Origin of the sequence: Planctomicrobium aquicomposti, assembly GCF_051466325.1 — a bacterium.
Lineage (GTDB): Bacteria > Planctomycetota > Planctomycetia > Planctomycetales > Planctomycetaceae > Planctomicrobium.
Window position 1 is genome coordinate 752,233 of the sequence record NZ_CP195792.1, and the last position, 25,070, is coordinate 777,302.

Sequence of the window (25,070 nt, forward strand, 5' to 3'; positions counted from 1 at the left end):
GAAATCCATTGCGACCCTGAATGATTGCTCTCCCCGAACAAGCCTCCGGCCCTCCGCCACAGTCTGCTCCCTGGCAGCTGGCGGCTGGATTGCGCGCCGCAGCAGAGAATCTCCCGTGGGGCTCGCGCCGGAACAGCTTCAACCGGTTTGCGGATCGGCTGGAAAAGGGTTCCTCGCTGGATCTCATCGCTTTGGATCCTGCGGTGGCCCCTACCGAGGTCCGGGAGATGCTGCGTGAAGGAATGCACACGGGGAAGCTCCCCGTGATTCTTCAGCGCTATCTCAACTCGGTGCAGGAATCGCAGTCTGTCTGGCGCCAGCTGCGTGCCAATCTTGCCTATCCGTTGATCGTGACCACGGGGGTTTCACTGATCCTGATCGGCATGCTCGTCTTCGTCGTGCCCATGTTCAAACAAATCTTTTTTGGGTTTGGTGTTGAACTCCCTCCCGTGACGATGCTGATGATCACTCTTTCCGACCTCCTCATCCTCTTTGGCGGCTGGAGGTTCGTCTGTCTCTGTCTGGTAATGGTTGTTTTGTTGATCCTGGCCATTCGAACAACGATGGCTTCGACGATTCTGAATCGCCTGCCGATCTTGGGAATGGCACGTCGATCCGCTGCTTCGGCGGAATTCTGTTCGCGGCTGGCGGTGCTGATCGAAGCAGAAATTCCGCTCGACCGGGCCCTGGAAGTTGTCGGTTCTTCTCTGCAGGATCGGGAGATGCGACGCACGTGCCTTCAACTCGCTGGGCGACTCCGAAAAGGTGCCCCCCCCACTGAGATCTCTTACGGAGTTCCCGGCCTGCTCCCGATTGTCACCAATGCGTTTCGCTCCGCAGAAAATCCGCAGTTGCTTGCGGAGGCGCTGCAACTCCCCTGCAAGCTGTGTCAGGTGCAGGCCCGCATTCGCGCTGCACAACTGCAACTTTTTCTGGAGCCCTGCCTAATGATATTCGCAGTGATCTCAGTTCTGACAATTGTGTATGCAATCTATGCCCCATTGTTCACCTCACTGAAATCCCTCACGTGACCACAGCATGCCTACCTCGGTGATGTTGATCGTTTGGCTGGTCTTTCTCGGTCTCCCCGCCTCGGCGCTGGTGATGGGGCTGGGTGAGTCCCTGCACCGAACAGGGCTCGATTCCAGCGTACGGAGGCAAGGAAAGTGGCTGGCATCCGCTGCAGCCATTGTGATGTTGATGGGGGGAGGGATCATCATCCTGACTGCCGGCGGGCTGCAGATCAGCCTGCTCAGAGACTGGTTGGCGGACAACACTTCCAATTGGGAGACTCTGCTGCGAAGCGGACTCGCATCCTTGCTGGGAGCCTTCGGTCTGCTTCTGATCTACACGGCGTACTTCTGTGGCAGAGTGATTCGCAGGGGCGAAGCACGAGAGAGCTCGCCGCTCAGGACCTCGCAGCAGTTGGCGGACAGCCAGCGCCTCAAAATCCTGCTGTGGATGATTGGCCTCGCCCCTTTCGCACCGCAATTCCTGCTGCCTGCGGTTGTTGTTTTCTTCTTCATGATGAATGGCCCGATGGGATGGCTGGAACTGCGCCGTCGGGGTCGCCAAACGGAAGTGGTGGCGGCCTTGGCCATGGCCGTCCGGCACGAGGCATCGCTTCCCACGGAAATCGACGCTCTGGCTGCGACAGCAGACGAACGTTATTCAAAGCGACTGCGTCGACTGTCGGAGAGTGTGAGTGATGGAGTCCCTCTCTGGCAGGCGCTGGCGCAGTCTCCCGCTGTCCTGCCGATGGAAGACACCGCAGCCATTCACGCTGCCGAGCAGCAGGGACTTCTCAAGGAAGCTCTCCCGGAACTGGCCACACAATATGGTCTGCAACTCGAAACTATCCGCGACAGAGAATACAGTCGGCTGTCCTTCCGTTATCTCGGTACTGTGGTCTGTATTGGATTTCTCGTCGTCAGCTTTGTGATGTACTACATCGTTCCCAAGTTCAAGCAGATCTTTCTGGACTTTGGGATTGTGCTCCCTGCAGAAACCGAATGGTTGATCGACGTCAGCGATGAGGTGGTGAATCACTGGTACCTGATGATTCCTCTGTTCTCACTTCTCGCCTGCCTGGCGGCGTGCCTGGGCTGGATTTGTTCGGGGAGGCGGCGAACTGCCTGGAACATTCCAGATGGGATCTGGCCCCGCTTCACAACGCCCACGGTCCTCAAGGCTCTGGCGGGTGGAGCCGAGATGCGTGAGACATTGACATCCACGCTTCAGGGGCTGGCAGACACCACCTCGGCGGCGATGGTCGCAGCCCGGTTTCAGAGCTTGCAGTCGCTCGTGTCTGCCGGTGAAGGGCTGGGCGAGGCGCTCCGTCAGGAACGTTTTCTGACTCGACGCGAAAGTGAGGCGCTGCTGCAGGCGGAGCAGCTCGGGCACCTTCCCTGGGCCTTACGGGCCATTGCCCGGAAAATTGAAGACGGTCGGGGTTACTGGATCGAGTTGTTCCTGAGGCTGATGGAACCACTCGCCATTTTGTTCATGGGGCTGTGCGTGGCGTTGCTCTGCATTGCCTTCTTTGTCCCCGTGGTGAAGCTCATTATCGAGTTGAGTTAAATACAATGTTACTGCATCTCCGATCACCTGCGACATGGTCCTCTCGCTCCCAGCCTTCCGGGTTCACGCTTCTGGAAATGCTGGCAGCGATCGGCATGCTGGCCGTCCTGGCGGCCGTGGCCATTCCGTGCCTGAAACACATTCAGGTGGCACAGGATGCTCTTGCCGAGAAGTCGGCGGCACTGCGGGAGTTGAAGAACCTGTCGGAACGTGCACGGGTTGGCCAGACAGCCACGCTGCAACTTTCAGCGACCGCCACCACGTTGCTCCCCGAGGCCCAGCTGGAGACCACGACCGCAGTCAGCCCGGATGATCCGCAACTCGAACAGGTCACGTTGTCACTCTCCTGGGTGGATCACGCCGGTGTACGTCGACAGCCCATGGAGCTGATTCTGTGGCGGCCGCTGCCTGCTCCGCCGGCCTCCTGAAAGGGCGGGGAGCTGATCGTCGAAGCCACTCTTCAGAAAACTGTTTAACGATCGTTGCGTTCATGCTTTCGAACCGAACCACAGCATGCGATCCGGAAAGGAGCCTGGGACGCTCCGGCATGACCATTTTGGAATTGGCATCGGTTCTGTCAGTCCTCGGTCCGTTGATGCTCATTGCCACGGGTCTGCTGGTGCTGTTTTTGAACGTGAATTCAGAGGCGATGGTCGATATCGATCAGCGGACTCGACTGGAACTGCTGGAGGATCAATTGCGGCGCGATGTGCAGCAGACTCCCTCCGCGCAGGCCGATCTCGGCGATCCCCAAATTCTCCAGCTCCGACTCGCGGACGGGAGTGCCGTGAAGTATCTGGTTCAGGATGAACAACTGCGGAGGGAGATCATCTTTAACGATCAGACAACCGGTCAGGAAAACTTCCACCTCCCGCAAGGGACCTGGGCGTTTACGGTCGACGGCCCTCTGGTGCGGTTCACGTTTCAACCGGCGCCTGTCGATCCGGCGGAAGCTTCCTCGCATTTGGTCGTCTCTTCCGCGGTCGAGCGAACGCCCTTCGAAATCGAAGCCCGACTCGGAGCGCATGTGCATTCGATCGCAGGAGGGACGCCATGAAACGTCTGTCGACGGTCGATCGCTGCAGGGTGGCTTGTGGTCCTGACGGAGCCCATTCTCGCAGCGGAATTGTGCTGCTGCTGAGCGTGGCACTCATTGCTGTCTCCACCGCAGTGATCATTGTCGTCCTCCGGACACTGCTGCTGATGGAGTTCCGGGTCGAGCACCGACATCAGGTGGCGCAGGCCCGACTGGTGGCGGAGTCGGCATTGGACCGCGCGGCCCGTCAGATTCAAAATGACAGCCATTATGCCGGAGAAACCTACAGCATGACGTTACCGGGGCGAGACTTCACTTCGGCGACGATTACCGTTTCGGTCAGTCCCGGGGCGGTCGACGGAAAACAGGCGGTGCAAGTGGTAGCGATCCTCTCCGATCAGACTCCGGCGGTTGTCCGCTATGAGCTGGAAGGGACCCTGCTCCACAATCCTTCCGAATTGAACTGAGTATTCCATGTGCGGATTTCGTGCTTGCAAACAACGTGTCGAATCCCAGCCCGAATGTGCGACAGGGCGAGTCGGCGCCCGGCCAGCCTTCACGTTGATTGAGCTGCTGGTGGTGATCTCCATCATCGCGTTCTTGATGTCTCTGCTCCTCCCCGCAATTCAGCAGGCGCGGGAGCAGGCGCGCATGATGCAATGCACACACAACCTGATGCAGCTGGGGTTGGCGCTGCACAATTACCACAACGCGCACGGGACCTTTCCCCCGGGATCGGTGAATGCGACGGGACCGATCGCGGAGCGTGATCCGGGCTACATCATGAGCTGGACCGTGCAAATTCTCCCCTATGTCGGGCAGGCGAATCTGTACAACCAGTTTGATTTCACCTTGGGGGCCAATGCCAAGTCCAATCTTCGGCTCGCCGGGCTGGGAACGCCGGTCACGTACCAGTGCCCGTCATCGGCGTTCGGGCCGCAGGGGCACACCTATGCTGCCTGCTACAGCGACCGTGAGGTCCCGATCGATCAGGACAACACTGGTTGTTTCTTTCGAAACAGTCGGATTCGGTATCGCGACATCCCGGATGGCCGCCAGTCGACGATTCTGCTGGGAGAGGTGGAATCGGGCCTCCCGTACATCCAAGGAACCCGCTCCACCCTGCGGAATGTTTCCCGTCTCAATGAATTGGAAGATGTGCGGTACAGAGATGAGTTGCTGCTCTATCAGCGTGACTACTACGACGGCGAGGAAGAGCAAGCCGATGATTCAGGCTATGGCGTTTTCCAGGATGTGCCCCAAGTGGACCCGGACGATCCGACCGGTGCAGTAGAAGGAGTCGCTCCGCCCAATCTCGTCGTCGGCGGTTTCACCAGCAAGCACCTCGATAGCCTGAACTTCTGCCTGGCCGACGGAGCGGTCCGTAAGATCTCGCTGTCGGTTGATTCCCAAATTCTCCAGAACCTCGCCAACCGGGCTGATGGTCAGGTTGTGGGGAACTTCTGATGCCGCAGATTCGAGCGTGGCTGTCGTGCCGGCGCATTCTCCTTCAGAGTCTCGGAGGACTGGCAGGCTTGATCTGCTCGGTCTGCTGCGGCGGACCCGATCAGATTGTGGTCGGCAGCGTGCGGTGGGGGTTTGACGGGACGATTCAGGAACGTTGTTTTCTGCCCGTCACGATCGAGCTGCAGAATACGTCTTCCACACCGTGGTCGGGAGAACTTGAACTCTGGCAGGGAATAGGGAGGTCGAACAGGGTCACGCCGCGATGGATCGAAGAGGTGGCGCTGCAGGGAAACGAAACCCGCTGGGTACAGTTTGTCCCCTACCTCGATTACGCCGGAGCCCCCTGGTCAGTGCGCTGGGGGCCGGGGCCGCTGCAGCAGACAGAACTGCCTGTCGTGCAATCCGGATCGCGACCAACGGTACTCCTGGTGAATGACGGTGCCACGACCGCGGTGAACAGCCCGCTGCGACGGATGCCGGCGGAGCAGTTTCCCAACTTCGCCACGGCCACCGATGCGCTGAGAGGGGTGATCATCGACCAGCCGCCGCACTGGCACGGGGGGAGAGTGAATGCCTTCACCACGTGGTTGCAGCAGGGAGGAACTGTCTACCTGCTGAAAGATTCCACCGGTCGATATCCCACCTTTCCGGCGAATTTGGCAGTGTTGAATTCGCGGGAAGACCAGTTCCCGGTCGGGCAGGGGCAGGTGATTCGCATCGATCGCACGACTCGGGAAGTCGATCTCCCCTTCGCCCGCAGTCGTCTCTTCAAGGAGGAGAAGCCGGAAGGGATCCCCGCCAACCGGTTCCCGGAGCCCAGCCAGATGTCGGGTCCGTCACCGCTGGTGACCTGGTCGCAGAACGGACAGCTGTTTCGCCAGCTCATGCCGCTGGTCACGTTTCATCGTCCCTGGCCTCTGATCTACGTGGTGATTTTCTGCTACCTGCTCGTCCTCTATCCGTTCTGCTGGCGACTCGGAAAGAACCAGCGACTCTCGATCTTTTATGCCTTCTTCTTCGGATCGGCGATTCTCTTCACGACAGTCTTCGGATTGCTGGGGCGACTCGGGTCGTCGACCCGCAACCGGATTCGCACTGCCACACTCGCGCACCGGATCGAGCCTTCCAGCTGGAAACTGACGCAGTGGTCACAGATCGGTGTGGCGCACGCCGGGTGGAACTCCTACTCTGATCCGGGGAGCGGACACTGTTATGGAATCATCGAAGTAAACGAAGTGGCAGAGGTCTGCTTTTACGGTGGTCGAACCAGCCGGGTCGATCTCAGGCTCCCGACGGGGAGCTATCAGTCGATCCTGCACCAGGCCCAGATCGGCGGCGAAGCAGCTCAGCCTTCGGTGGTGGAGTTTCGCACGGAAGAAGGAAAGTTACAGACGCTGCTGATTTCTGTCAGCGACTGCTTTTCCACACCGGTCATTCGAGCTGCCGCGGTCTTTTCGGGCCGGGTCTATCCGCTGGAACTGAAGGACGACAGCCTGCAGCTGCCGGCGAAGAAAGTCAATTTCGGCCTCGCATCTCTTCTGGAAGACGAAACCCGCACTGACATGCAGCGGGGATTCCGACTGACAGAGTTGAGTGCCTGGAACAAGCTGGCAGCCAAAGTCCCTGGTGCCGAAGGCTACGGAGAGATGTTCATTCCGCTGCTGGGGAACTCGTTCGGACTGACGGACATGATTGATCTTCGCAAGCTGGCGTTGCCTTCCAGCACGCTTCGACTGGCGGTGCAGACCTTTCTTCCCGACAACTTCAAAGCAGCCTCGGACGGCTTTCCGGATCAGGCGGGGACGGTGTTGTTTGTCTATGATTTGAATGTCACCGGTCCGTAGCTCGTTCCGGATCTCGCCCAGCGTATGGTTCGAACGTTGACAGTCCAGCGCCGCGCAGCAAAGAACGGCGGCCGGCTTCTGTGAACACACTGGGGCAGTCCCCGTGCACCGCTGGTTGGGATGGCCTCTCTCAACGCCAACACGCGGGGGCTCATCGTGGAGCACACCCGCGTGTCGGGAAAGTTCATTAGCGATCACTGCGTCCGAAAACCGGACAGCCTGCTTACTTCGCGTCCCACCACCAGCGGCCTGCCGGCAGGTCGGAACGGACTTCGGCCGACTTGGCGACGGTGGACAGGCGCGGCGATTCCTGCTGCAGTTGGCGATCATTCACCACGGCTGCGAGATCCGCACGGACTCCCCCGGCCACCTGCAGAACCACGTCTTTGCCGTTGAAGACTTTGTGGTTCACTACGGACTGCGTTTCTTTGGGGGCCGGATAGAACTGGGTTTCGTAGCCGCCGTTGAGATCAAAGACGCCCCGGTCCCAGTTGGCCTTCTGATCGAGTCCATCGCGCTGAATCAGGGCCGCGACCAGTGCCAGGTCAAAAATTCCCTGCAGCTCGGCAAACACCGGATCTTTGGCTGCCAGCTCGGCGTAATGCTTTGTAAAGTTGGCGGCGAACTGTTCGTTTACAGGTTCGGCCGTGCCGGTGTTGACCCGTTCTCCCTTGTCGGTCAGGAACTGGTTCTCGGACTTGCAGAGGACGGCGGAACCGCGGATCTGGTAGGCGTTCTGATCGGGTGAGTGCATCACCGCTTCATACTGCATTGTGAGCCACCACCGCAGTGCGTCGAGCTTGCTCGAAGCGGTTGCGGGCTGCTTGGCGACGAGTTCGAAGTAATCAGGGATGTTGGAGCCCCCTTCGAGCTTGCCGACGCCGATCAGCTTCATTTTGTAATCGGCATCGACCATCACGCGGGCCACGCGGCTCGTCGACGGGACACCGAAGACCGTGACGTCCTGAGCTCCCAGCAGCTTGCCGATCTGCGTCGCCCAGTTCCGCACTCCAGCGGGGGTGAGGTCCCCCTTCTGTTGCGACGCGGCTGCGAATTCCTTGACGGCTTTGATGTTCTCCGGACGGGGATCGATTGAGCAGCCGAGAATTCCCATTCCGCCCGGACCGAATGTCCGCAGCACGGTCACGAGATCGTCGAGCTGCAGCGTCGGCTGGCCGGAGGTGGCACCGATCGCCACACCCTGTCCGTTGTATTTCCAGCCTTCTGCCGGTCCGCCGATGACGATTTCACCTTCTTCGGGATACACGAACACGTATTGGATCTGTGACAGCCCGGCCAGCTGCCGCATCGATTCCACGACCGGCTGGCCGGCTTCCACGCGGCGGGCGATTTCTTTTTCCAGGCGGGTCAGTGAAACCAGCCGCAGCTCGGAAGCCCGTGACATTTCTTCGTTCAGCAGAGCGACCCGAGCGTTGCTGGCCAGATTCGACAGACGGCCGGTGTTGTCGGAGACTGCATCCCGGGCGAGAACGCCCCGCGGATCAACGCTGATCCCGCTCGCAAAGGGAGACATGGTTCCGCCGGACCCATCCTCATCGAACCACGGCCCTTCGGTTTCGCGCTGAATCAACTGCATCAGCGGTCCGAAGTTGGCGCCGGAGCCGCCGTTGAGAACCTGATCGCGGGCACCATTCACGCGGGCAGCCCGGTTAGGAAGCAAGCTGGCAATCTGGTCCATCGCCGGTGCCTGTGCGGGAACTTCCACATCCTGAGCCTGAGCCACGCTGGCAGCTGCCAGAGCCGCTCCACAGACCAAGCGTGACAGCAATGGTCGGTACTGGCTGAAACGCTGTCTCCAGGCGAAGGAATTTGAATTCATGGCGATGTCGCTCCACCTTGTCCGCAAAAGAATCCAACGGGAAGCCGGTCCCCTGCGGCAGCGCAGAAGGAGCCGGATGACTTCAGATTTTCACGACTCTTAGAATCGTCCTCCACAAGTGCAGCGTCAAGAACATTCAGCGAAATGACTTCCGGAGTTCCGACGCTGGTCACCCCTCTTCGAAAGAATGGGAACAGTCGATACAATGTTTTCGCGCTGGAGGACTGCTTCTGACACTCATCCCGATCGAATGGGACGTGATTGACGTGGCAGGCACTCCGGTTGTGAGGAATGCGCCGAATGCTCCGCGCGCCGGAGCAGGTTGCTCATTCCGGAGCCCGCGCAGCAAATGTTTCGTCGGTTGAAATGCTGACAGCCCCGTGGCGGCGACGGGCAATCAGAAGTCGGAATGCTCTCGTTGTCATCGCCCCTTTTGGATTGAGTTTTCTGAGATGCCGGAGCTTCCCGAAGTCGAAACCATGGTCCGTGGGATCCGCCCGCTCCTGGAGGGAGCCCGGCTGATCGATGTGGCCGCGTGTGACTGCCAGTGCAAACCGATTCTGCTGGAACCGCAGTTTCCGGAAATCCGCCAGCGGAGCATCGGTCAGAGAATCGAATCGGTGGAGCGTCGCGCCAAGCGGGTGCTGATCCATCTCGAGCAGGGGGACAGCTTTGTCATTGAACCTCGCATGACCGGGCTGATGCTCATCGACTCGCCCCCCGATCAAGAGCACCTGCGCTGCTGCTGGACCGTGTCCCGCAATCGTCGGAAGCAATCGGTCTGGTTCTGGGATCGTCGTGGGCTGGGGACGATTCGCCTGTTGAGTGCCGATCAGCGGGAGCAGGTTCTGGGGGACTCTCGACTCGGTCCGGACGCGCTGTTGTTCACGAGTGAGTTGTGGCGCGAACGTCTGGCGAAGACTGCTCGTCCGATCAAGGTGGCGCTGCTGGATCAGAAGCTGATCGCGGGGATCGGAAATCTCTACGCCAGTGAGATCCTGCATCTGGCGGGGATTCATCCCGAGACCGCCGCCAACGCCTTGAGCAGCAAACGTCGTGAGCGGCTGCAGATCGCCACACAGGAAATCCTGCAGACCGCCATTCGTTATGAAGGCTCCACGCTCGGCGATGGTACCTATCGAAATGCTTTGAACAAGGCGGGAAGTTATCAGAACGCCCACCGTGTCTATGACAGGGCAGATGAGGCCTGTCCGACATGTCAGAAGGGAAAGGTCCTGAGAATCGTGCAGGCTCAGCGGTCGACGTTCTTCTGCCCGCGCTGCCAGAAATAATGCTGAAGAGGGTTCTCTGGTTTTCTGCCCTCCCCCTGCGGACAGAGAGGTGGAAATCATCTCGTCTGCCGTGTTAAATTGATCGGCTGTCGCACGACTGATCACTCACTCTGCCCCCGCGGCAGAGTCGAGTTCCACGTGCCGCCTGTGCAACTGACTGCTGTGAGCCGCGACGCCGCCTGGCCGAGTTCGCAGCGGTGTTCGACTGCCTCCGCAATCAGCTGCCTTCCCTCCTCAACGTCTCCTGCCCGAACCCCACCCTGGAAGATTTCATGTTGTCTACGCTGCGCCCTGTGTCTTGTCTTCTCTGGATGTGTGTCGCTCTCTGCAGCCTGCAGTTGTCAGTCCAGGCCGCCGAGGAGGCCCCGCTGCGGATCTATCTCGCAGCCGACGGCGTCGACACCCATGATGGTCTCTCGGCCGCGACTCCGGTGCTCACGCTGGCCCGAGCCGAACAAGTGGCGCGCACGCAATTGAAGAAAAGGGAGAAGCCGGTGGAGGTCCTGATCGGGCCGGGTGTGTATCGTCAGCAGGTGACCTATTGGAAGCTGACCATGCCGGATCACACGATTACCTTCCGTCCCGCCGACGAGGGACAGGAGCGGCCGATCTTTGATGGTGAGGACGGCACCAAATCGTGGTTTACGCTGCGGCATTCAGCCGGTCAGCGGACGAATCTCCATTTTCAAAATCTGCTGATCCGGAACTACAAGACCGCGCTTTCATTCAACGGAACGCGCGATGACGTGGAGCATTGCAACCGGGCGAATCGTGTTGCCGGCTGTCGCTTTGAGAACATCGGAGAGAAATCAACGGCCTGCATTCGCTTTGTGAACTCGAAAGAAAACGAAGTCGTCGACTGCGAGTTCATCAACATCGACAGTACGGTCTCTAAAGGCCTGCTGCATGCGATTTATGTGGCGCATCACTCTTCGGACAACAGGATCCTGCGGAACCATTTTGAAAAGGTGTGCGGAGATCCGATCCGGCTGCGTGACGGTTCGAATCGCAATCAGATCAATGAGAACGTTTTCATCCGGAGTGGAATCCAGGCAGCCTGTTCGGACTGGTTCTGCGACAAGCTCGTCGACAAGGCCTGCACCAAAGAGGAATCCGAGTGCCCCTCATGGAACAATGAATTTCAGCGGAATACGGTCGACGTCAACTACGCCGGGAAGCCGGTCAAAACGGTCTACGTCTATCAACCCTCCACGAAAGCAGAACACTGCCAGCCGGAACCGAATGCCGTCCGTTTCATCACGAGCGGGAACAAGCGGAAGTGAGGTTCCCGCGCTGCGACAGGGGCGAAGCGATCAACGTTTCGACGCAGCCAGCAGGCTGAGGGCGTGCCGACGGTTTTCCAGCGGAAGTGTCACCGGCCGCTGCAGCCGATGTGACTCGAAGACGCCGTGGATCATTTCCAATGTGGCTCTGCCATCATCAGGGCCGCAGCGGGGATCGCGATCTTCCCGAATGGCAGCCAGCAGATCGAGGACCGCCACCACGTTTCCATTTTTCAGGCTGGCGGCCAGAGCGGGATCGATGTCGGTAAGCTCGGCTTCCTCGACCACTTCCCACGTTTTTCCCGATCGACCCGGAGACCAGTTGCGATCCGCGAGGATCTGCACACTCGACTGGAACCCCGACATGATCTCAACGATCCCTTCCGTGCCGAAGATCTGCAGACCGAAGCGTTCTCCTTTGGTGTTGTTTCCTCGTCGGCTGGCGAAGTAGGCGGTCGAGTTGTCCGGCATGCCGTACATCGCCTGCACCTGATCGCCGGCCAAGGGGCCGAGCCCTTCTGCACCGTCTCGGATATCCTGCGGAAGCACGGGGCGTCCCTTCTCCAGCAGGGTTCCGAAGCACCATTGGGGGCAACCTCCGAAGAACTCGATCAGGTCGAAGACGTGGGTCCCCAACACCCACAGATCTTCGGCTCCCCCACGATGATCTTCTTTTCCGCGAGCACGATACTCCAGTACCTGTCCGATCCGGCCTTCCTGAATCAGCTGTCGGGCAGCATCGACGCGGGAGCCGTAGCGGGTCTGGCAGGCGATGGCCAGCTTGGCATTCGTCTTGCGGCAGGCTGCGATCAGCTGATCGGCCTCCGCGAGCGTCGGAACGAAGGGCTTCTCCAGATACATGTGGATCCCCCGTTCCGCACAGGCCATGCCCATGTCGAAGTGCAGGTCCACCCAGCGGGGACAGATGCTGACCACATCCGGCTTCACCGTGTCCAGCATTTTGCGATAGTCGGAAAAGGTCTGCTGGACCTGCAGCCGCCCGGCGGCTTTGGCGAGCGCCTCGGCGTTGTCGTCGGCGAGGGCAACGATTTCAGCCTGAGGAATTTCGAGCCAGACCTTGTCGAGGCCATGGCCGTAATTTCCTCGGCCGCCGATCACCGCGACACGCAGCTTCTCCGACGACACAGCTCCCCGCGTGGTCGCCCCTGCCGAGAGAACTGCCGCTGCTGCGACCACCGTTTGCATCCAGTCACGCCGATTCAGAGGTGCCATGCCAAAACCTATTGAAGAGAAGCACTGAGGTGTCAGCAGTTTCTCGCATCGATCGGTCTGGATGCAATCCGGCGGTGCAACTTTCTGCGTGATGTCGTCTCCGTTGACCCTGAAGGCTCCGGGGACGGCTCAATTGACCGGTGTGCATTCATCACATGGCCCGCCGCGACTGCCGCAGCAGGGAGTGTTCTCCAAAGGCGATCGCCGGAGCCTTTTTCACTCAGGGAGTGGGTGCCTGCTGCGGAGCGGACTGGCGTCCGAAAACTTCATCGAAGAATTCACGGGCCTCATTCAGCAGGACCGGATCCTTCGGTTTGCCGAGGCTATGCCCCTTGTCAGGAATCAACCGGAGGCGAGATGAAACCCCGCCTTCCTGCAATCGAGCGTGCAGATGGCGGCTCTGATCCACGGGAACGGCTTCGTCCTGCTCGCCATGCACGATCAGGAAGGGGGGATCTTCGGCGTTGATGTAAGTCACGGGGCTGATCAGCCGGGCGGCTTCCTGATGTTCGAGGACGGGCCCTCCCAGGAGGACAGCCATGCTGTCGTTCGGTCCCTGACGACGTTCAAACCCGGGGGTTGTGGCCATCCGCACGAGGTCGGACGGGCCGCAGTGATCGCAGACCGCCTGCACCCGACTGGAGACATTCAGGTGGTCTCCAATCGTTCCCTCCAACTCGGCCACGCCTCCACTGGTTCCGAGGAGGGCCACCAGATGTCCCCCTGCGGAACTGCCCCAGACACCAATCTGATCGGGATTGATGTTGTATTCGGCAGCATGGGCCCGCAGCCAGCGGATGGCCGCCTTGCAGTCATGAATCTGGGCTGGGGAAATCGCTTCGGTGGAGAGACGGTATTCCACGCTGGCAACCGCATAACCGGCATCGACAAGTTCGGCTGCGCGGCCGTAGCCTTTTTTCGTTCCGGCTCTCCAGCCACCGCCGTGAATCCAAACGACGAGGGGATATGGCCCAGGTGTTGTCGCAGCGGGGATCTTCAGGTCGAGCAGAAGCGCCTTGTCCCCCACCCGCCCATACTCGACATTCAGGAATTGTTTTGGTTCGGCGGAGAGCAGCCACGCGGGGCTGGCTGCGAAAATCAACGTCATCAGGCTGCAGCGCAGGGCTGTGGTTGTCATGGGGAGACTCACTTTCAAAGGGGGGAGACCGATGGCCGGCCCCGGCGGGGAACAGGAGGGACAAACATGACCGGAAACCGAGGGAAGAGCACCCTGAATTCCGCCGCGAATCCCGGGAAGGTGCACAGCGGCGGGAGGTCACGCCTGGATTGTGATGAGTTCGGGCCTCAGCGGGCAAGCACAGAGATCGCCAGATTGACCTGCTGGCAGAAGACTGGAGTTTCAGTGAAGAGGTCGCTGAATGAGTGTCGGGCGTTCAACACGCAGTGGGGACACTTCAGTTGCCGCGGAACAAACGCTGCGAGTAAGGCGAGACTTACTCGCGCCTGACGGGAACGTGAAAACGCCATCGGCTTGAATTAGCGAAAGAGTCTCGCCCGGCGGCTGAACGAGTTGAACGTCACATAATCCCAGTGGCGGTACAGTGCCGACGCTTTCGACAGGTCGGTGTGCGAGCCGATCCCCTCGACGCGCCCTTCGTGCAGCAGGATCACCTGATCGCACCGTCGAATCGTCGAGAGCCGACCGGGCAGAAAGATGAGCGTGCGATTCGGGGCGATCCGCTGATACGTGTCGTCGATCAGGTTCTTGGTGTCTTCATCGAGCAGCAGCTGCGGCTCGTCGATGATCAGGATGGCGGGGTTCCGTAGAATCGCCCTGGCCAGCCCCAGCCGGAAGGCTTCACCGACATTCAGCTGTTCTCCATGTTCTCCCAGAACGGTGTCGTAGCCCTGCGGCAGTCGGGTGATGAACTTGTGAGCGTGCACCAGCTTCGCGGCTTCGATCGCATCGGGAAGAGAATAGCGAGAGTCGCCGCAGAGGAGATTGTCGAGCACGGTGCCGGACAGGACGGGATCGTCACTCCCCACGTAGACCGTTTCGGTTCGAATCGATTCCAGTGTTCCCCACGCGATATCCTCGCCGTCAAACAGGACCCGCCCACTTGTCGGTTCGATGAAGCGGGGAAGCAGATAGGCGACAGCCCGGGGCTGCAGCGGATCGAGGGACACCAAGGCAATCTGTGTGTTGGCCTCGATTCGCAGATCGATCCCACGCAGGATCTCGGAGCCCTGCGTGGTATAGCGGACGGCTTCGAAGACGACTGACTTTGATACCGGCTGGATGAACTTCGCCCCGACCGCCTGACCCACTTCGGGAATCTCGTCGAGATAACGGTAGATGCGATCACCGCTCAGATCGATCTCGGACCGATACAACAGCACTTTCTCCAGCGAGTTCAATTCCATCGCCACCCAGATGAGCGCGAGCGCCATCGCGACGATATTGGAGAGGGGCAGCGGATCGGTGGCGGAGAGGATGCGCAGCGACATCAGCATCAGCACGAGCAGCAATCCGAGCCACGTGAAGAAGCGGGCGGTCGACAGCGAGGCCCGTTCCAGTCGTCGACCCTGCTGGGATTCGGACGTCATCCGTTCCAGATGGCGGGCGAAGAGTGATTGCTCGAACTCTTCCATGTTGTAGCCACGGACGAGTCGAGTCTGCTTGAGGGACTCTGAAAGAAACCGGACTTCCGTCTCAGCGTGAGACTCCGCGATTTCCCGTTTGCGGGCACCGTTGGCCCGCTCGTATTTGTAAATCAGCCAGCAGGCGACGGTCGGCACCAGACACTCCAGTCCGAGCCGCCAGTCGATGGCAAGAATCGCGATCACGAGGGTCGGCAGAACGGCCCAGGCTCTCGTCAACCGCCACCGCCATTCCGACAGGGCCTGGCGGACGGTTTCCCCTTCGTCGATGAACAGCTTCAGGGCGGACTGGTAACGCTGGCCGGTCAGATCGCTTGGTCCGAGCCGCAATGTCTGACGATGAATCGCCCCTCGCAGCCAGGTCACGGTGCTGCGCGCCATGCGGGCTGCCGTCACGCGGGACAGGGTCCGCGCCGCCGAAAGCAAGATCAGCACCAGCAATGTGGCGGCAACCAGGACAGCCAGGGCCCCGCTCGTTTTGCCGAGCAGCGGCACGGCCGCACAAAGTGGGGGGAGCCAGCTCCACAGTGTCCGGCTTCCAAAGCGGGCCGCCTGCACCCAGAGGCCCCGGTCGATTTCATCGCTGGCAGGAATAAGTTGCTGCTTGACCCCCGCCTGCAGGATTTCCTCAGCGGTCCCATCGCGGACTGCGAGAAAGTCCACAAAGAGGGTGACCAGCACGAGGAGTGCGAGAGCGCACAGGCTCCAGATGAGGGACCAGCCGATCAGCGTCACGCCTTGCCGGTCCGACCATGACCTCCGCGTCACCAACCGCTGCAGGGGAGTGATGATCGCTGGCATAGGACTCTATTGAAGCTACAGGATGTGTGAATGGTGCCGGCCCGTACGGACAACCGGCACACACAATCCGTTTCGGAAGGTCGCCTCCTGCACCAATCCCACTCTGCAACAATCAGGCCAGATCGCGTTCCTCGAACATGAAAAAGCCCAACATAATCATCGCCGCCACATAGGCCAGACAGTAGAGCCCGGCCAGGCCAATATAGTCAGGTGGAATCACTTTGCCGGTCGAAATGGCGGCCGACATGTTGAAGTTCTCCAGCCCGGGCAGCACCGTCGCCAGCAGCCGGGCCACGAACTGCACGAATTCGTTTTTCACATTGGATGCGACCAGCACCGGGGTCAGGTGGCCGATCACAAAGACGGCAAAGCAGGTGCTGATGTTCACCATCATCGGGACGCGGGTGGAGATCGCCACGCTGACCGCGGTCATGACCGCGACTTCCATGACAATCAGGGCCAGTCCCGGAAAGACCAGACGGGCTGTGTTGAAGCGTTCCGCCACCATGAACGGGATTTTGAACGGCACACCGGAAACCGCTTTCAGGTAGAACATGGGAGCGACGACCTGGCCGGTCTCTTTCTGGTCGTAGCCGAACTTGTAGTAAGTCAGCAGAAAGAATGCGGCTCCCAGCACGCTAATGAGGATGAACGATGCCGAGAAGATCCCGACGTATTTTCCCCAGACGAACTGCCGTCGGTTGATCGGCTTGGACAACAGGGTCATGGCGGTCTTGCCTTCGATTTCGTCGGCCACGCTCATGCTTGCGGTCCAGACGCTGAGGATCAGCGACGCGATCAGGATGGTCGCCAGGCCGCAGTCGATGAACATCTTGGTGTCATCCCCCATGGAGAAGAACGGCACCCAGACGTTGGCCAGCATGACCACCAGCGCGAGGCCGCTGACCAGCAGGAAGATCGGCTGGCGGATCGCTTCTTTCGTGGTGGCCCGGGCGATTGTCCCGGCGCGGGTCAAATAGCAGATCGCCAGCAGCACCGCCACGAACACGGCATATCCAATTGCCAGCGGCACATAGGGGAGCCGAACCACCTCGGGAGCAGCCTGGGCCAGCAGGACGGAATGCATTCCCATTTGTTCTGGACCTTGACAATCTGAATGGAGAGCTGAATCAGAAATTGAATGGGCCGACGCAGTTCGCCGGGTTCTTCACTGTACCGCCTGTCCGGAAAACGATCAAATGAGGCGCGGCACGGCCGCCGTCTCACCTGATGCCGTTTTCAGTCAGCCTGCATCGCCATCGTACGGATTTTGGTGGTGAGGACAGCCCCGTTTCCCGTTCCGGAACCGTTCAGATCCACTGTCGCCGTCCAGCTCAGCGGTTCTGACGATTGGAGGGAATCCGGCACCACTTCCGGATGCACCGATGAGCACCTTTGAAGATCTCGTTTCCTCCCGTCGCGCCTGGATCGAAAACGAACTGAAACCATGGTGTCTGACCGCGAAACGCCGCGACCTGGTTCTGGCGGAAGCCGAGTGGCCCAACATCGGAGGGAAGGCTGCCACGGAGAAGACTCTCTGGTTCTGGGCCTGGAGCCGGTTCCCCGGCCTGTGCGACGCGGCTTTATCAGGAATCAGCGAAACACATCCGGTGACGATCCATTTGGAGGGGGGCGGCACGGCTCACGGCTTTCCCGATGCCCGGGAGTCGAAATACGGACAGCTGGTGCTCGTGGGAGCCGATGGCCAGGCGCACGGGCCGTACTCCATCGATGAAATCCGGGAAATTGTCTGCGGTGGGGAAGGGAACTCCGCTTCGGCCCAGACGCAGTGATGAGCCTCGTACCGGGAATGAGCTGCGAGGGCAGAAGCGGAGTCGAGTATTCGGACAGAAAGCAGCAAGGTTTCCAACGCCCCGTTGGACAAATGCGTAGAAAGCTGTCAGAACAACAGGATTGGGCCACATCACTCCGTCATCTGCAGGGTTTTCATGACGGTTCACAAACGACGTTTACTGCTGCAGCCAATAATGCGGCTGGCGGGTGGAATGCTCGCCGTGATCGTCTGTCTCTGCTGTGCAGCGACGGTCTCGGCACAGTCGACGCCGCAGATCGTCATCTCTCCCCGGTACGAATCACCACGCAGCCAAGCCCCCCTGCAACTGGATGTTTTCGTCCGCTGGAATGATCAAAAGGTGCTGGAAGGACGGGTTCGTCTCGACTTCTATGTCGATCAGACCAAGGTCTATACGTGGGTCAGTCGGGATGTGGCGCTCTCGGCCAGCGAAGTGACTCTCTCGGCCATGACACCCGAAGTCCTGCTGGAGTCGGATGCGAGCATCCTCAACGTGAAGGCCTTTTTTGAAGGAGAAAAACAGACCTACGAGATCCCGGATGAGATCAATGTCCAGTACTGGACTGACTCGAAACGGATCCTGACGCTGGGGGTCGTGATCCCGGACCGATCCTCGGTCTCCTCTGCCGACTTTGAGACGGAGCAGAGTGACAGGATGGCCTGGGCCACACGACTGACGCTCGACGAATTCATGCCGGATCGCACGCAGCATTCGTCGCAGCTGTCCAGTCGGGTGATGCGGTTTGATCCCTCACGCATGCCGTCGCTATCGCTGGAACTCGTCGCTTTCGACCTGTTGATTATTCCCAGCGACGGCCTGCAAGGGCTCTTACCGCCGCAGCTCAATGCCATCGCCGAATGGTGCGAGGCGGGGGGAGCGGTCTGCGCGGTCGGCACGCGAGCCGTGTCCCCTGCGTCGCAGGAGTTCCTGAAACGCCTGCTCGGTTCCCGGCCGGAAGCCCCGCTGGTCCGGTTTGAAAAGGACGGCAAGATTGTTCCGCTGACCGAGCAGCCTCTTCCCTGGAAGCTGACCTCGCCGGGAGTGGGCCGGGCCTTGGTTACGTTTGGGGTCGTCAACCTGAGTGATTCGCGATGGCAAATCGATTTTCTCAGGCTCTGGCGGCTGCGTCATCATCAGATCGACTCTGTCATGACCACCAAGACCTGGAAATTTCCAGGTCTCACGGCGGAGGAGGCCTATCGCGAGGCTTATCGCCAGCATCGAACTTATGGATATAACCCTTATCAGCCGACGGGCATGCCAGCGGTTTCTGCGTTTCCTCTCGCGCCGGAACCGAACCGGGAACTGGCTCAGGTGAACAGCTGGCTCATTCCGGAAAAGATTGACGCACTCCCTTTGAAGACAGTGGTCATTCTCCTTTCAGCCTGCCTGCTGGCGATCGGTCCTGTTGACTATTTTCTGCTGGGATGGCTGAAGCGGCGCCGTTGGACCTGGGTCATCTTTCCGTCGGTCGCTCTGGCCTTCTCTTTTCTGGCGATTCTGCTGGCCCGGGCTCATCTGACGTCGACCGACATCCGTCGGGAACTGGTCCTGGCGGATGTCGCCGCTGACGGACGGTGTGTGCGGGCGACGCATTGTGAGCAGCTCTTCTCAGCCTCGCAGAAGATCATGACGGATGAGATGAAAAATGCCTTCGTCCTGCTCTATGACGATCGGCAGGACTACGATCTTGGCCGAAACATCCCCTCCACCACCGGAGCGGTTGTGCCCCTGTATGTGGGCCAGTCTCCCCGCAGCTATCAATGGCAGCGGCTGTGCCGTCAATGGTCCGCTCAGAACTCACGGCGAACCACCATGGGGGAGTCCACAGAGCTGCCTGTGCTTCCCATCGCGTGGGATCGTCTGCATTCACTCACGACCGCGACCGAAGCGGAACGCGCACAAGGGCTGCGTGAGATCTGCAATCAGGTTCCGAATTCCGCAGCCCTGCTGTGCACCGCCACTCATGCTGTGAAAGCCCTCGGCCAGTCCACAGCGGACGATCCGGAGGTCGAGGAACGCAATGCCCGCCTGATTTCTATTCTGGAAAAGGTGCTTGAGATCAGCCAGGAGCGGACTCGCGGATTGTTTGGCATCGTCTCCCAGATTTCACCGAATTGTGCCGGCTCGTTCGAAGACCTTGCTCTGCAGGATGCGACCGATCCGGGGCAGATGCTGTATCTGCATGCTGTCGAAGATGAAGACGGAAACTGCATCGTTTATCGGCGCCTCATACGAACTGATGAATTATGAGCTTTGTGCAGATCCGCGATCTGTTTGTCTCCTTCGGAAAAACCAAGGCCGTGCGGGGGGTCTCGTTTGAGATTCCTCAGGGGGAGGTGTTCGGCTTCATCGGGCCTAACGGTGCGGGCAAGTCGACCACCATCAAAGTTCTGGCCACGTTGATCAAGCCGGATCGGGGGCTGGTGCGCATCAAGGGAATTGATGTCCCCGACAATCCGATGAAGATTCGCCGCATGATCGGTTACATGCCGGACTTCTTCGGGGCTTATGAAGATCTGAACGCTGCCGAATATTTGCACTTCTACGCTGCAGCGTTCGAGATTCCGACCAGTCGCCGGGATAACGTTGTGGCCGATGTGCTGGCCCTGACCGACTTGACGCAAAAGTACGACGCACCGGTTGATTCGCTCTCGCGCGGAATGAAGCAACGACTTTCGCTGGCCCGCGTGCTGCTGCACGACCCGGATCTGCTGCTGCTGGATGAGCCTGCCAGTGGTCTTGATCCCCGGGCCCGCATTGAAATGCGGGAACTGCTCAAGACGCTGAAAGAGATGGGTAAAACGATCATCATCTCCAGTCACATTCTGCATGAACTCGCCCAGTTCTGCACCCGCATCGGCATTATCGAAGCCGGAAAAATGATCACCGAAGGGTCGCTGAATGAAATCTATCGCAGCCTCGGCTTGCTGCAGGTGATCCACGTCCAGGTTCTGAATCTGAACGACGAGCTGTTTCAGAAGGTCTCGCGGCTGCCGGGAGTGGCAGAGATCGAGCGGCAGACCGACCGGTTGGCCATCCGCATTCACGCGCAGGAAACGGTGGCGGAAGATCTGCTCGACGCGCTGTTCGGCCTCGGATGCCGGATTCGCATGTTCCAGCCGGAAGCGATGGATATGGAAACCGCCTTCATGAAGCTGACGGAGGGGAAAACCGCCTGATGGGGGCTTCTGATGTGGGCAAATTGAACTTTTTCCCGAATCCCCCCGACTGGAATGCGAATCGCCGTCAGGCTTGACGGCTACCCGCATCCCGCGAGCTGCGAGGGATTTGACAGCGATTTTCCTGCCCCCTCTGACGCAGCGGCCGATTTCACCCGGGCCGCTTATTGTGACGGCCTCCGCTCACTATAATGCGCCGGACTCGCAGCGCTGCCAGGTTCCCCGGAACGCCGGAAAGAGACGCGTGCCGGCAAGACCCGGACGGTGCAGCAGTCGCCGGGAGCAGTGTGGACCTGCCTGCGTCTGTGCAGCGGACATTTCGGTTGACGAGATGCCGCCCGCTGTCTGACAGAGGGAGTCGACCCCAGCCAGCATGCTTCCGGTACGGTTGCTTTCCTGATTCATGATGTCGCCGCGGTCGATTCACCGTGTGCTGGTCATCCCAGTTCCCGAGAGATTCCGGAATTCCATGAGCACACCTCCTTTTGCTCATCTGCATTGCCACACGCATTACTCCCTGCTCGACGGTGCCAACCGGGTTCCCGATCTGGTCAAACAGATCAAGTCTCTGGGAATGAACTCGTGCGCGATCACCGACCACGGCAATCTGTACGGCGCGCTGGAGTTCTATCAGACCTGCCGGGCCAACGATGTCAATCCGATTCTGGGCTATGAAGCCTATATCGCGCCCGGGCACCGGACCGATCGCAGCGCCACACGTATGAAAGAAGCTGCGTTTCACCTGACGCTGCTGGCGATGAACCGGACCGGTTTTCAGAATCTGATCAAGCTCTCCTCGAAAGCGTATCTCGAAGGCTTCTATTACCGACCCCGTATCGACAAAGAGATCCTCCAGCAGCATCAGGAGGGAATCATCTGCCTGTCGGGCTGCGCTTCCAGCGAACTCTCCCGACTGCTGCTGGCTGATGAAGACGACAAGGCCAAGCAGTTGATCAAATGGTACACCGAAGTTTTCGGTGACCGTTTCTATATGGAGATTCAGGATGGGGGCGTCGAGATTCAGCAGTCGTGCGCAGCCGCCACGATCGACCTCGCCAACCGCATGGGGCTTCCGCTGGTCGCGACTAACGACGCCCACTATCTCTGCCAATCCGATGCGGAGACGCACGATGTGCTGCTGTGTGTGAACACCAAGTCATACCGCAGCGACGAAAACCGGATGAAGATCCAGACGGATCAGCTTTTCATTCGGTCTCCCGAGCAGATGTATGCGGCGTTTCCCAACATGGCGGAAGCAGTGGCCCGCTCGCAGGAGATCGCCAACCGCTGTGATATACAGCTCGATCTGAAGACGCGGCACTTCCCCGTCTTTCTTCCCCCCGAGCAGAAGACCGACGTCCAGTATCTGCGGGAAGTGGCCGAGGAAGGCTTCCGTTTCCGGTATGGAGACAATCCCGAACCGGCGTATGTTGAGCGGTTGAACTACGAACTGGGCGTGATCGACCGGATGGGTTTCTCCAGTTACTTCCTCATCGTCTGGGACTTTGCCCGCTTTGCGACCTCGCAGGGAATTCCCTGCACCGCCCGTGGTTCGGCGTGCGGTGCGATGGTCTCGTACGTGCTGGGTCTCTCGGACGTCTGTCCGATGAAGTACGACCTGCTGTTCGAGCGGTTCCTCGATCCAAGCCGGACCGAAGCGCCCGATATCGATATCGACTTCTGCCGGGATCGGCGCGAGCTCGTCATTCAGTACGTGAAGGAGAAATACGGCCACGAGAACGTGGCGCAGATCGGCACCTTCGGAACCCTGAAGGCCAAGGCCGCCATTCGTGACGTGGCCCGCGCGCTGTCGATTCCGCTGAAGCGGGCCGACGAAATCGCGAAGATGGTTCCCGAAACGCTGAACATCAAACTGAAAGATGCGCTGAAGGCTAGCCCGGAGCTAAACGAGGCTTATGAGTCCGATCCGCAGGTCAAAGAGCTGATCACCTTCGCCATGGCGCTGGAAGGGCTCGCCAAGTCAGCGGGAACTCATGCCGCCGGTGTGGTGATCGGTGACAAGCCGCTGCAGGAATACATTCCCTTGCAGCGGATTACCGGCAAGGAAGACGTGCTGACGCAATGGACCGACGTGGAGAGCGCCGGTCTGCTGAAGATGGACTTCCTCGGACTCCGCAATCTCTCCATCCTCGACAAGGCGGTCGCGAACGTCCGCAAGCACCGGGGAATCGAAATCGTTCCTCGCGACCTGCCGCTGGATGATGCCGAAACCTTCGCGCTGTTGCAGCGGGGGGAGACGAAAGGGATCTTCCAGCTCGAGTCGGGAGGCATGCGTGACCTGCTGACGAAGATGAAGCCGGACAAATTCGCCGACATCATCGCGACGTCGGCGCTCTACCGGCCGGGCCCTCTGGAAGGGGGGATGGTCATGACGTACGTGAACGTCAAGCACGGCCGGGAGCCGGTGCCGACCGTGCATCCCATCGTCGATGCCGTCCTGGCGGAGACCTATGGGGTGATGGTCTACCAGGAACAGGTGATGCGCATTCTGAACCGTCTCGGCGGCATTGAGCTCGCCGACTCGTACAAGTGCATCAAAGCGATCTCCAAGAAGAAGCAGGACATCATGGCTCGCTACCTCGAGAAGTTTCTCGAGGGGGCCCAAGAACGGGGTATGCCGAAGAACCAGGCGCAGGACACCTGGAACCTGATCGAAAAGTTCGCCGGTTACGGCTTCAACAAGTCGCACAGCACCGCGTACGGAGCGATTGCCTATCAGACCGCTTACCTGAAGGCACACTTCCCGGAAGAGTTCATGGCGGCGCTCCTGTCGTGCGGCATGGAATCGAGCGAGCGCATCTCCGAACATACCGATGATTGTCGTCGAATGGGAATTGCCATTCTGCCGCCGGATGTGAACACCAGCGTGGTGGAATTCGGTGTCGTGGTGACTGAAGAACCGGGGGGCAAAGGGGAACCGCCGCGCACGGTCCGCCGCATTTCTTTCGGCTTGGGAGCCATCAAAGGGGTCGGCGAAGCGGCCATGCAGGCTCTTGTTGTCGAACGGGAAGCGCGAGGTCCGTTCAAGGACATCTTCGACCTGTGCGAACGTGTTGACCCCCGGCATCTGACAAAAGGGGTACTGGAAACGCTGGTCAAAGCGGGCGCACTCGACAGCCTGGGACCGACCCGCCCGCAACACATGCTGGTGATTGACCGAGCTGTACAGGGGGCCGCTGCCAAACAGCGTGACAAGCAACGAGGCCAGAAATCGCTCTTCGGCGGCGGAGACGGCGGCGCTGGCGGATCGGCGACCGCCCCTGCCGAGTCCGTGGCCATGCCCCCTGCCGAGTCCTGGACTCACGGGCAGACGCTCGCCTATGAGAAGGAAGTTTTCGGGTTCTATCTCACTTCGCATCCGCTGACCGAATTCGCGGAGCAGATCGAAGCCTACACCCAGCACACCACGAAAGACCTGCGCGACGCCACCGACGGTAAGGAAGTGGTCCTCGGCGGCATGGTCGCCGCGATCAAGAAGGCGACCACCAAGAACCCGTCACGCAACGGGAACAGCAAGTATGTGAACTTCGACCTCGAAGATGGAGCGGGGGTCGTTCGCTGCATTATGTGGCCCGACGACTACGCCAATGAGGGAGAAAAGATCAAGCAGGATGAAATTATCATCGTGCGGGGACGTGCCGATGCCCGCGGCCGCGAACCGAACCTGATCGTCAACAAGGTTTACACTCTGGCCGATGCGGAGAAAGAGTTTACACGGCAGATCACCGTCTATCTGCGTCGCGGGCTGCATTCCGAAGACGATATGAAGCGGGTGCGTGAGATTCTCAACCGCTTCCCCGGCAAGACTCCGGTCTTCATCGTGCTGGAGAATCTGGAGGAGACGAAATCCAACGGCAATGGCTTCCACTTCCACAATGGAAATGGCCACTCCGGAGAAAGCGAAGAGCCACCGGCACGGCTGCGGGCTGTCCTGAGTGTTCCGATCAACGTCTCGGCCCGGCCCGAACTGAAGCAGGAACTGGCGTACGTCGTTGGTGAGAAAGGGTGCCGGTTCCGATCAGTGCCGGCAGGCGACAGCTGATCCAAAAACAATG

Annotated in this window: 18 protein-coding genes; 13 read left to right on the plus strand and 5 right to left on the minus strand. The window is 59.7% G+C overall.

All coding sequences use genetic code 11. The features are described from left to right. Window positions 1–20: 20 nt before the first annotated feature. From SH664x_RS02845 to SH664x_RS02875, 7 genes are all read left to right on the plus strand, one after another. A complete protein-coding gene (locus SH664x_RS02845) occupies window positions 21–1,031 on the plus strand; it encodes a type II secretion system F family protein (RefSeq protein WP_437204876.1) in 1,011 nt (336 codons plus the stop codon). Window positions 1,032–1,038: 7 nt separating this feature from the next. Next, window positions 1,039–2,580, plus strand: a complete 1,542-nt coding sequence (locus SH664x_RS02850; protein WP_437204878.1) for a type II secretion system F family protein — start codon at window positions 1,039–1,041, stop codon at window positions 2,578–2,580. 5 nt (window positions 2,581–2,585) lie between these two features. Then, window positions 2,586–3,008 carry a type IV pilin protein gene (locus tag SH664x_RS02855; protein WP_437204879.1) on the plus strand — a complete coding sequence of 141 codons (423 nt, stop codon included), beginning with the start codon at window positions 2,586–2,588 and terminating at the stop codon, window positions 3,006–3,008. A 119-nt stretch (window positions 3,009–3,127) separates the two neighbouring features. Next, window positions 3,128–3,637 carry a hypothetical protein gene (locus SH664x_RS02860; protein WP_437204880.1) on the plus strand — a complete coding sequence of 170 codons (510 nt, stop codon included), beginning with the start codon at window positions 3,128–3,130 and terminating at the stop codon, window positions 3,635–3,637. Then, window positions 3,634–4,083: a hypothetical protein gene (locus SH664x_RS02865; RefSeq protein ID WP_437204881.1), complete on the plus strand. Its 450-nt coding sequence runs from the start codon at window positions 3,634–3,636 to the stop codon at window positions 4,081–4,083. The genes SH664x_RS02860 and SH664x_RS02865 overlap by 4 nt, the downstream gene beginning before the upstream one ends. A 7-nt stretch (window positions 4,084–4,090) precedes the next feature. Continuing rightward, window positions 4,091–5,083, plus strand: a complete 993-nt coding sequence (locus SH664x_RS02870; protein ID WP_437204883.1) for a DUF1559 family PulG-like putative transporter — start codon at window positions 4,091–4,093, stop codon at window positions 5,081–5,083. After that, window positions 5,083–6,927, plus strand: coding sequence for a hypothetical protein (locus tag SH664x_RS02875; protein WP_437204885.1), 1,845 nt, complete (start codon window positions 5,083–5,085; stop codon window positions 6,925–6,927). The genes SH664x_RS02870 and SH664x_RS02875 overlap by 1 nt, the downstream gene beginning before the upstream one ends. 223 nt (window positions 6,928–7,150) lie before the next feature. Here the strand turns inward: SH664x_RS02875 and SH664x_RS02880 are convergent, their stop codons facing one another. After that, complete coding sequence (locus SH664x_RS02880; RefSeq protein WP_437204887.1) at window positions 7,151–8,767, minus strand: DUF1598 domain-containing protein; 1,617 nt, start codon at window positions 8,765–8,767, stop codon at window positions 7,151–7,153. 452 nt (window positions 8,768–9,219) lie between these two features. Between SH664x_RS02880 and mutM the strand changes: the two genes are divergently transcribed. Continuing rightward, window positions 9,220–10,059, plus strand: coding sequence for a bifunctional DNA-formamidopyrimidine glycosylase/DNA-(apurinic or apyrimidinic site) lyase (gene mutM, locus SH664x_RS02885; protein ID WP_437204889.1), 840 nt, complete (start codon window positions 9,220–9,222; stop codon window positions 10,057–10,059). Window positions 10,060–10,331: 272 nt separating this feature from the next. Further along, entirely contained in the window at window positions 10,332–11,342 is a 1,011-nt protein-coding gene (locus SH664x_RS02890; protein ID WP_437204891.1) for a hypothetical protein, read from the plus strand. A 30-nt stretch (window positions 11,343–11,372) separates the two neighbouring features. Here SH664x_RS02890 and SH664x_RS02895 read toward each other — a convergent pair whose 3' ends face one another. The 4 genes from SH664x_RS02895 to SH664x_RS02910 all read right to left on the minus strand — a co-directional run bounded on the left by SH664x_RS02895 (window position 11,373) and on the right by SH664x_RS02910 (window position 17,085). Further along, window positions 11,373–12,575, minus strand: a complete 1,203-nt coding sequence (locus SH664x_RS02895) for a Gfo/Idh/MocA family protein (protein ID WP_437204893.1) — start codon at window positions 12,573–12,575, stop codon at window positions 11,373–11,375. 220 nt (window positions 12,576–12,795) lie between these two features. Beyond that, entirely contained in the window at window positions 12,796–13,713 is a 918-nt protein-coding gene (locus SH664x_RS02900) for an alpha/beta hydrolase fold domain-containing protein (protein WP_437204895.1), read from the minus strand. 359 nt (window positions 13,714–14,072) lie between these two features. Next, a complete protein-coding gene (locus tag SH664x_RS02905; RefSeq protein WP_437204896.1) occupies window positions 14,073–15,998 on the minus strand; it encodes an ATP-binding cassette domain-containing protein in 1,926 nt (641 codons plus the stop codon). Between the two features lie 112 nt (window positions 15,999–16,110). Continuing rightward, window positions 16,111–17,085, minus strand: coding sequence for an ABC transporter permease (locus SH664x_RS02910; RefSeq protein WP_437204897.1), 975 nt, complete (start codon window positions 17,083–17,085; stop codon window positions 16,111–16,113). 298 nt (window positions 17,086–17,383) lie between these two features. Between SH664x_RS02910 and SH664x_RS02915 the strand changes: the two genes are divergently transcribed. The 4 genes from SH664x_RS02915 to dnaE all read left to right on the plus strand — a co-directional run bounded on the left by SH664x_RS02915 (window position 17,384) and on the right by dnaE (window position 25,057). After that, on the plus strand, window positions 17,384–17,791 hold the full coding sequence (locus SH664x_RS02915; protein WP_437204898.1) for a hypothetical protein: 408 nt from the start codon (window positions 17,384–17,386) through the stop codon (window positions 17,789–17,791). Between the two features lie 156 nt (window positions 17,792–17,947). After that, the gene (locus SH664x_RS02920) at window positions 17,948–20,065 is read left to right on the plus strand and encodes a hypothetical protein (protein ID WP_437204900.1); all 2,118 of its coding nucleotides are present in this window, start codon (window positions 17,948–17,950) and stop codon (window positions 20,063–20,065) included. Continuing rightward, entirely contained in the window at window positions 20,062–20,994 is a 933-nt protein-coding gene (locus SH664x_RS02925) for an ABC transporter ATP-binding protein (protein WP_437204902.1), read from the plus strand. Before SH664x_RS02920 ends, SH664x_RS02925 begins: the two co-directional genes overlap by 4 nt. Window positions 20,995–21,463: 469 nt before the next feature. Further along, on the plus strand, window positions 21,464–25,057 hold the full coding sequence (dnaE, locus tag SH664x_RS02930; RefSeq protein WP_437204903.1) for a DNA polymerase III subunit alpha: 3,594 nt from the start codon (window positions 21,464–21,466) through the stop codon (window positions 25,055–25,057). Window positions 25,058–25,070 lie beyond the last annotated feature (13 nt).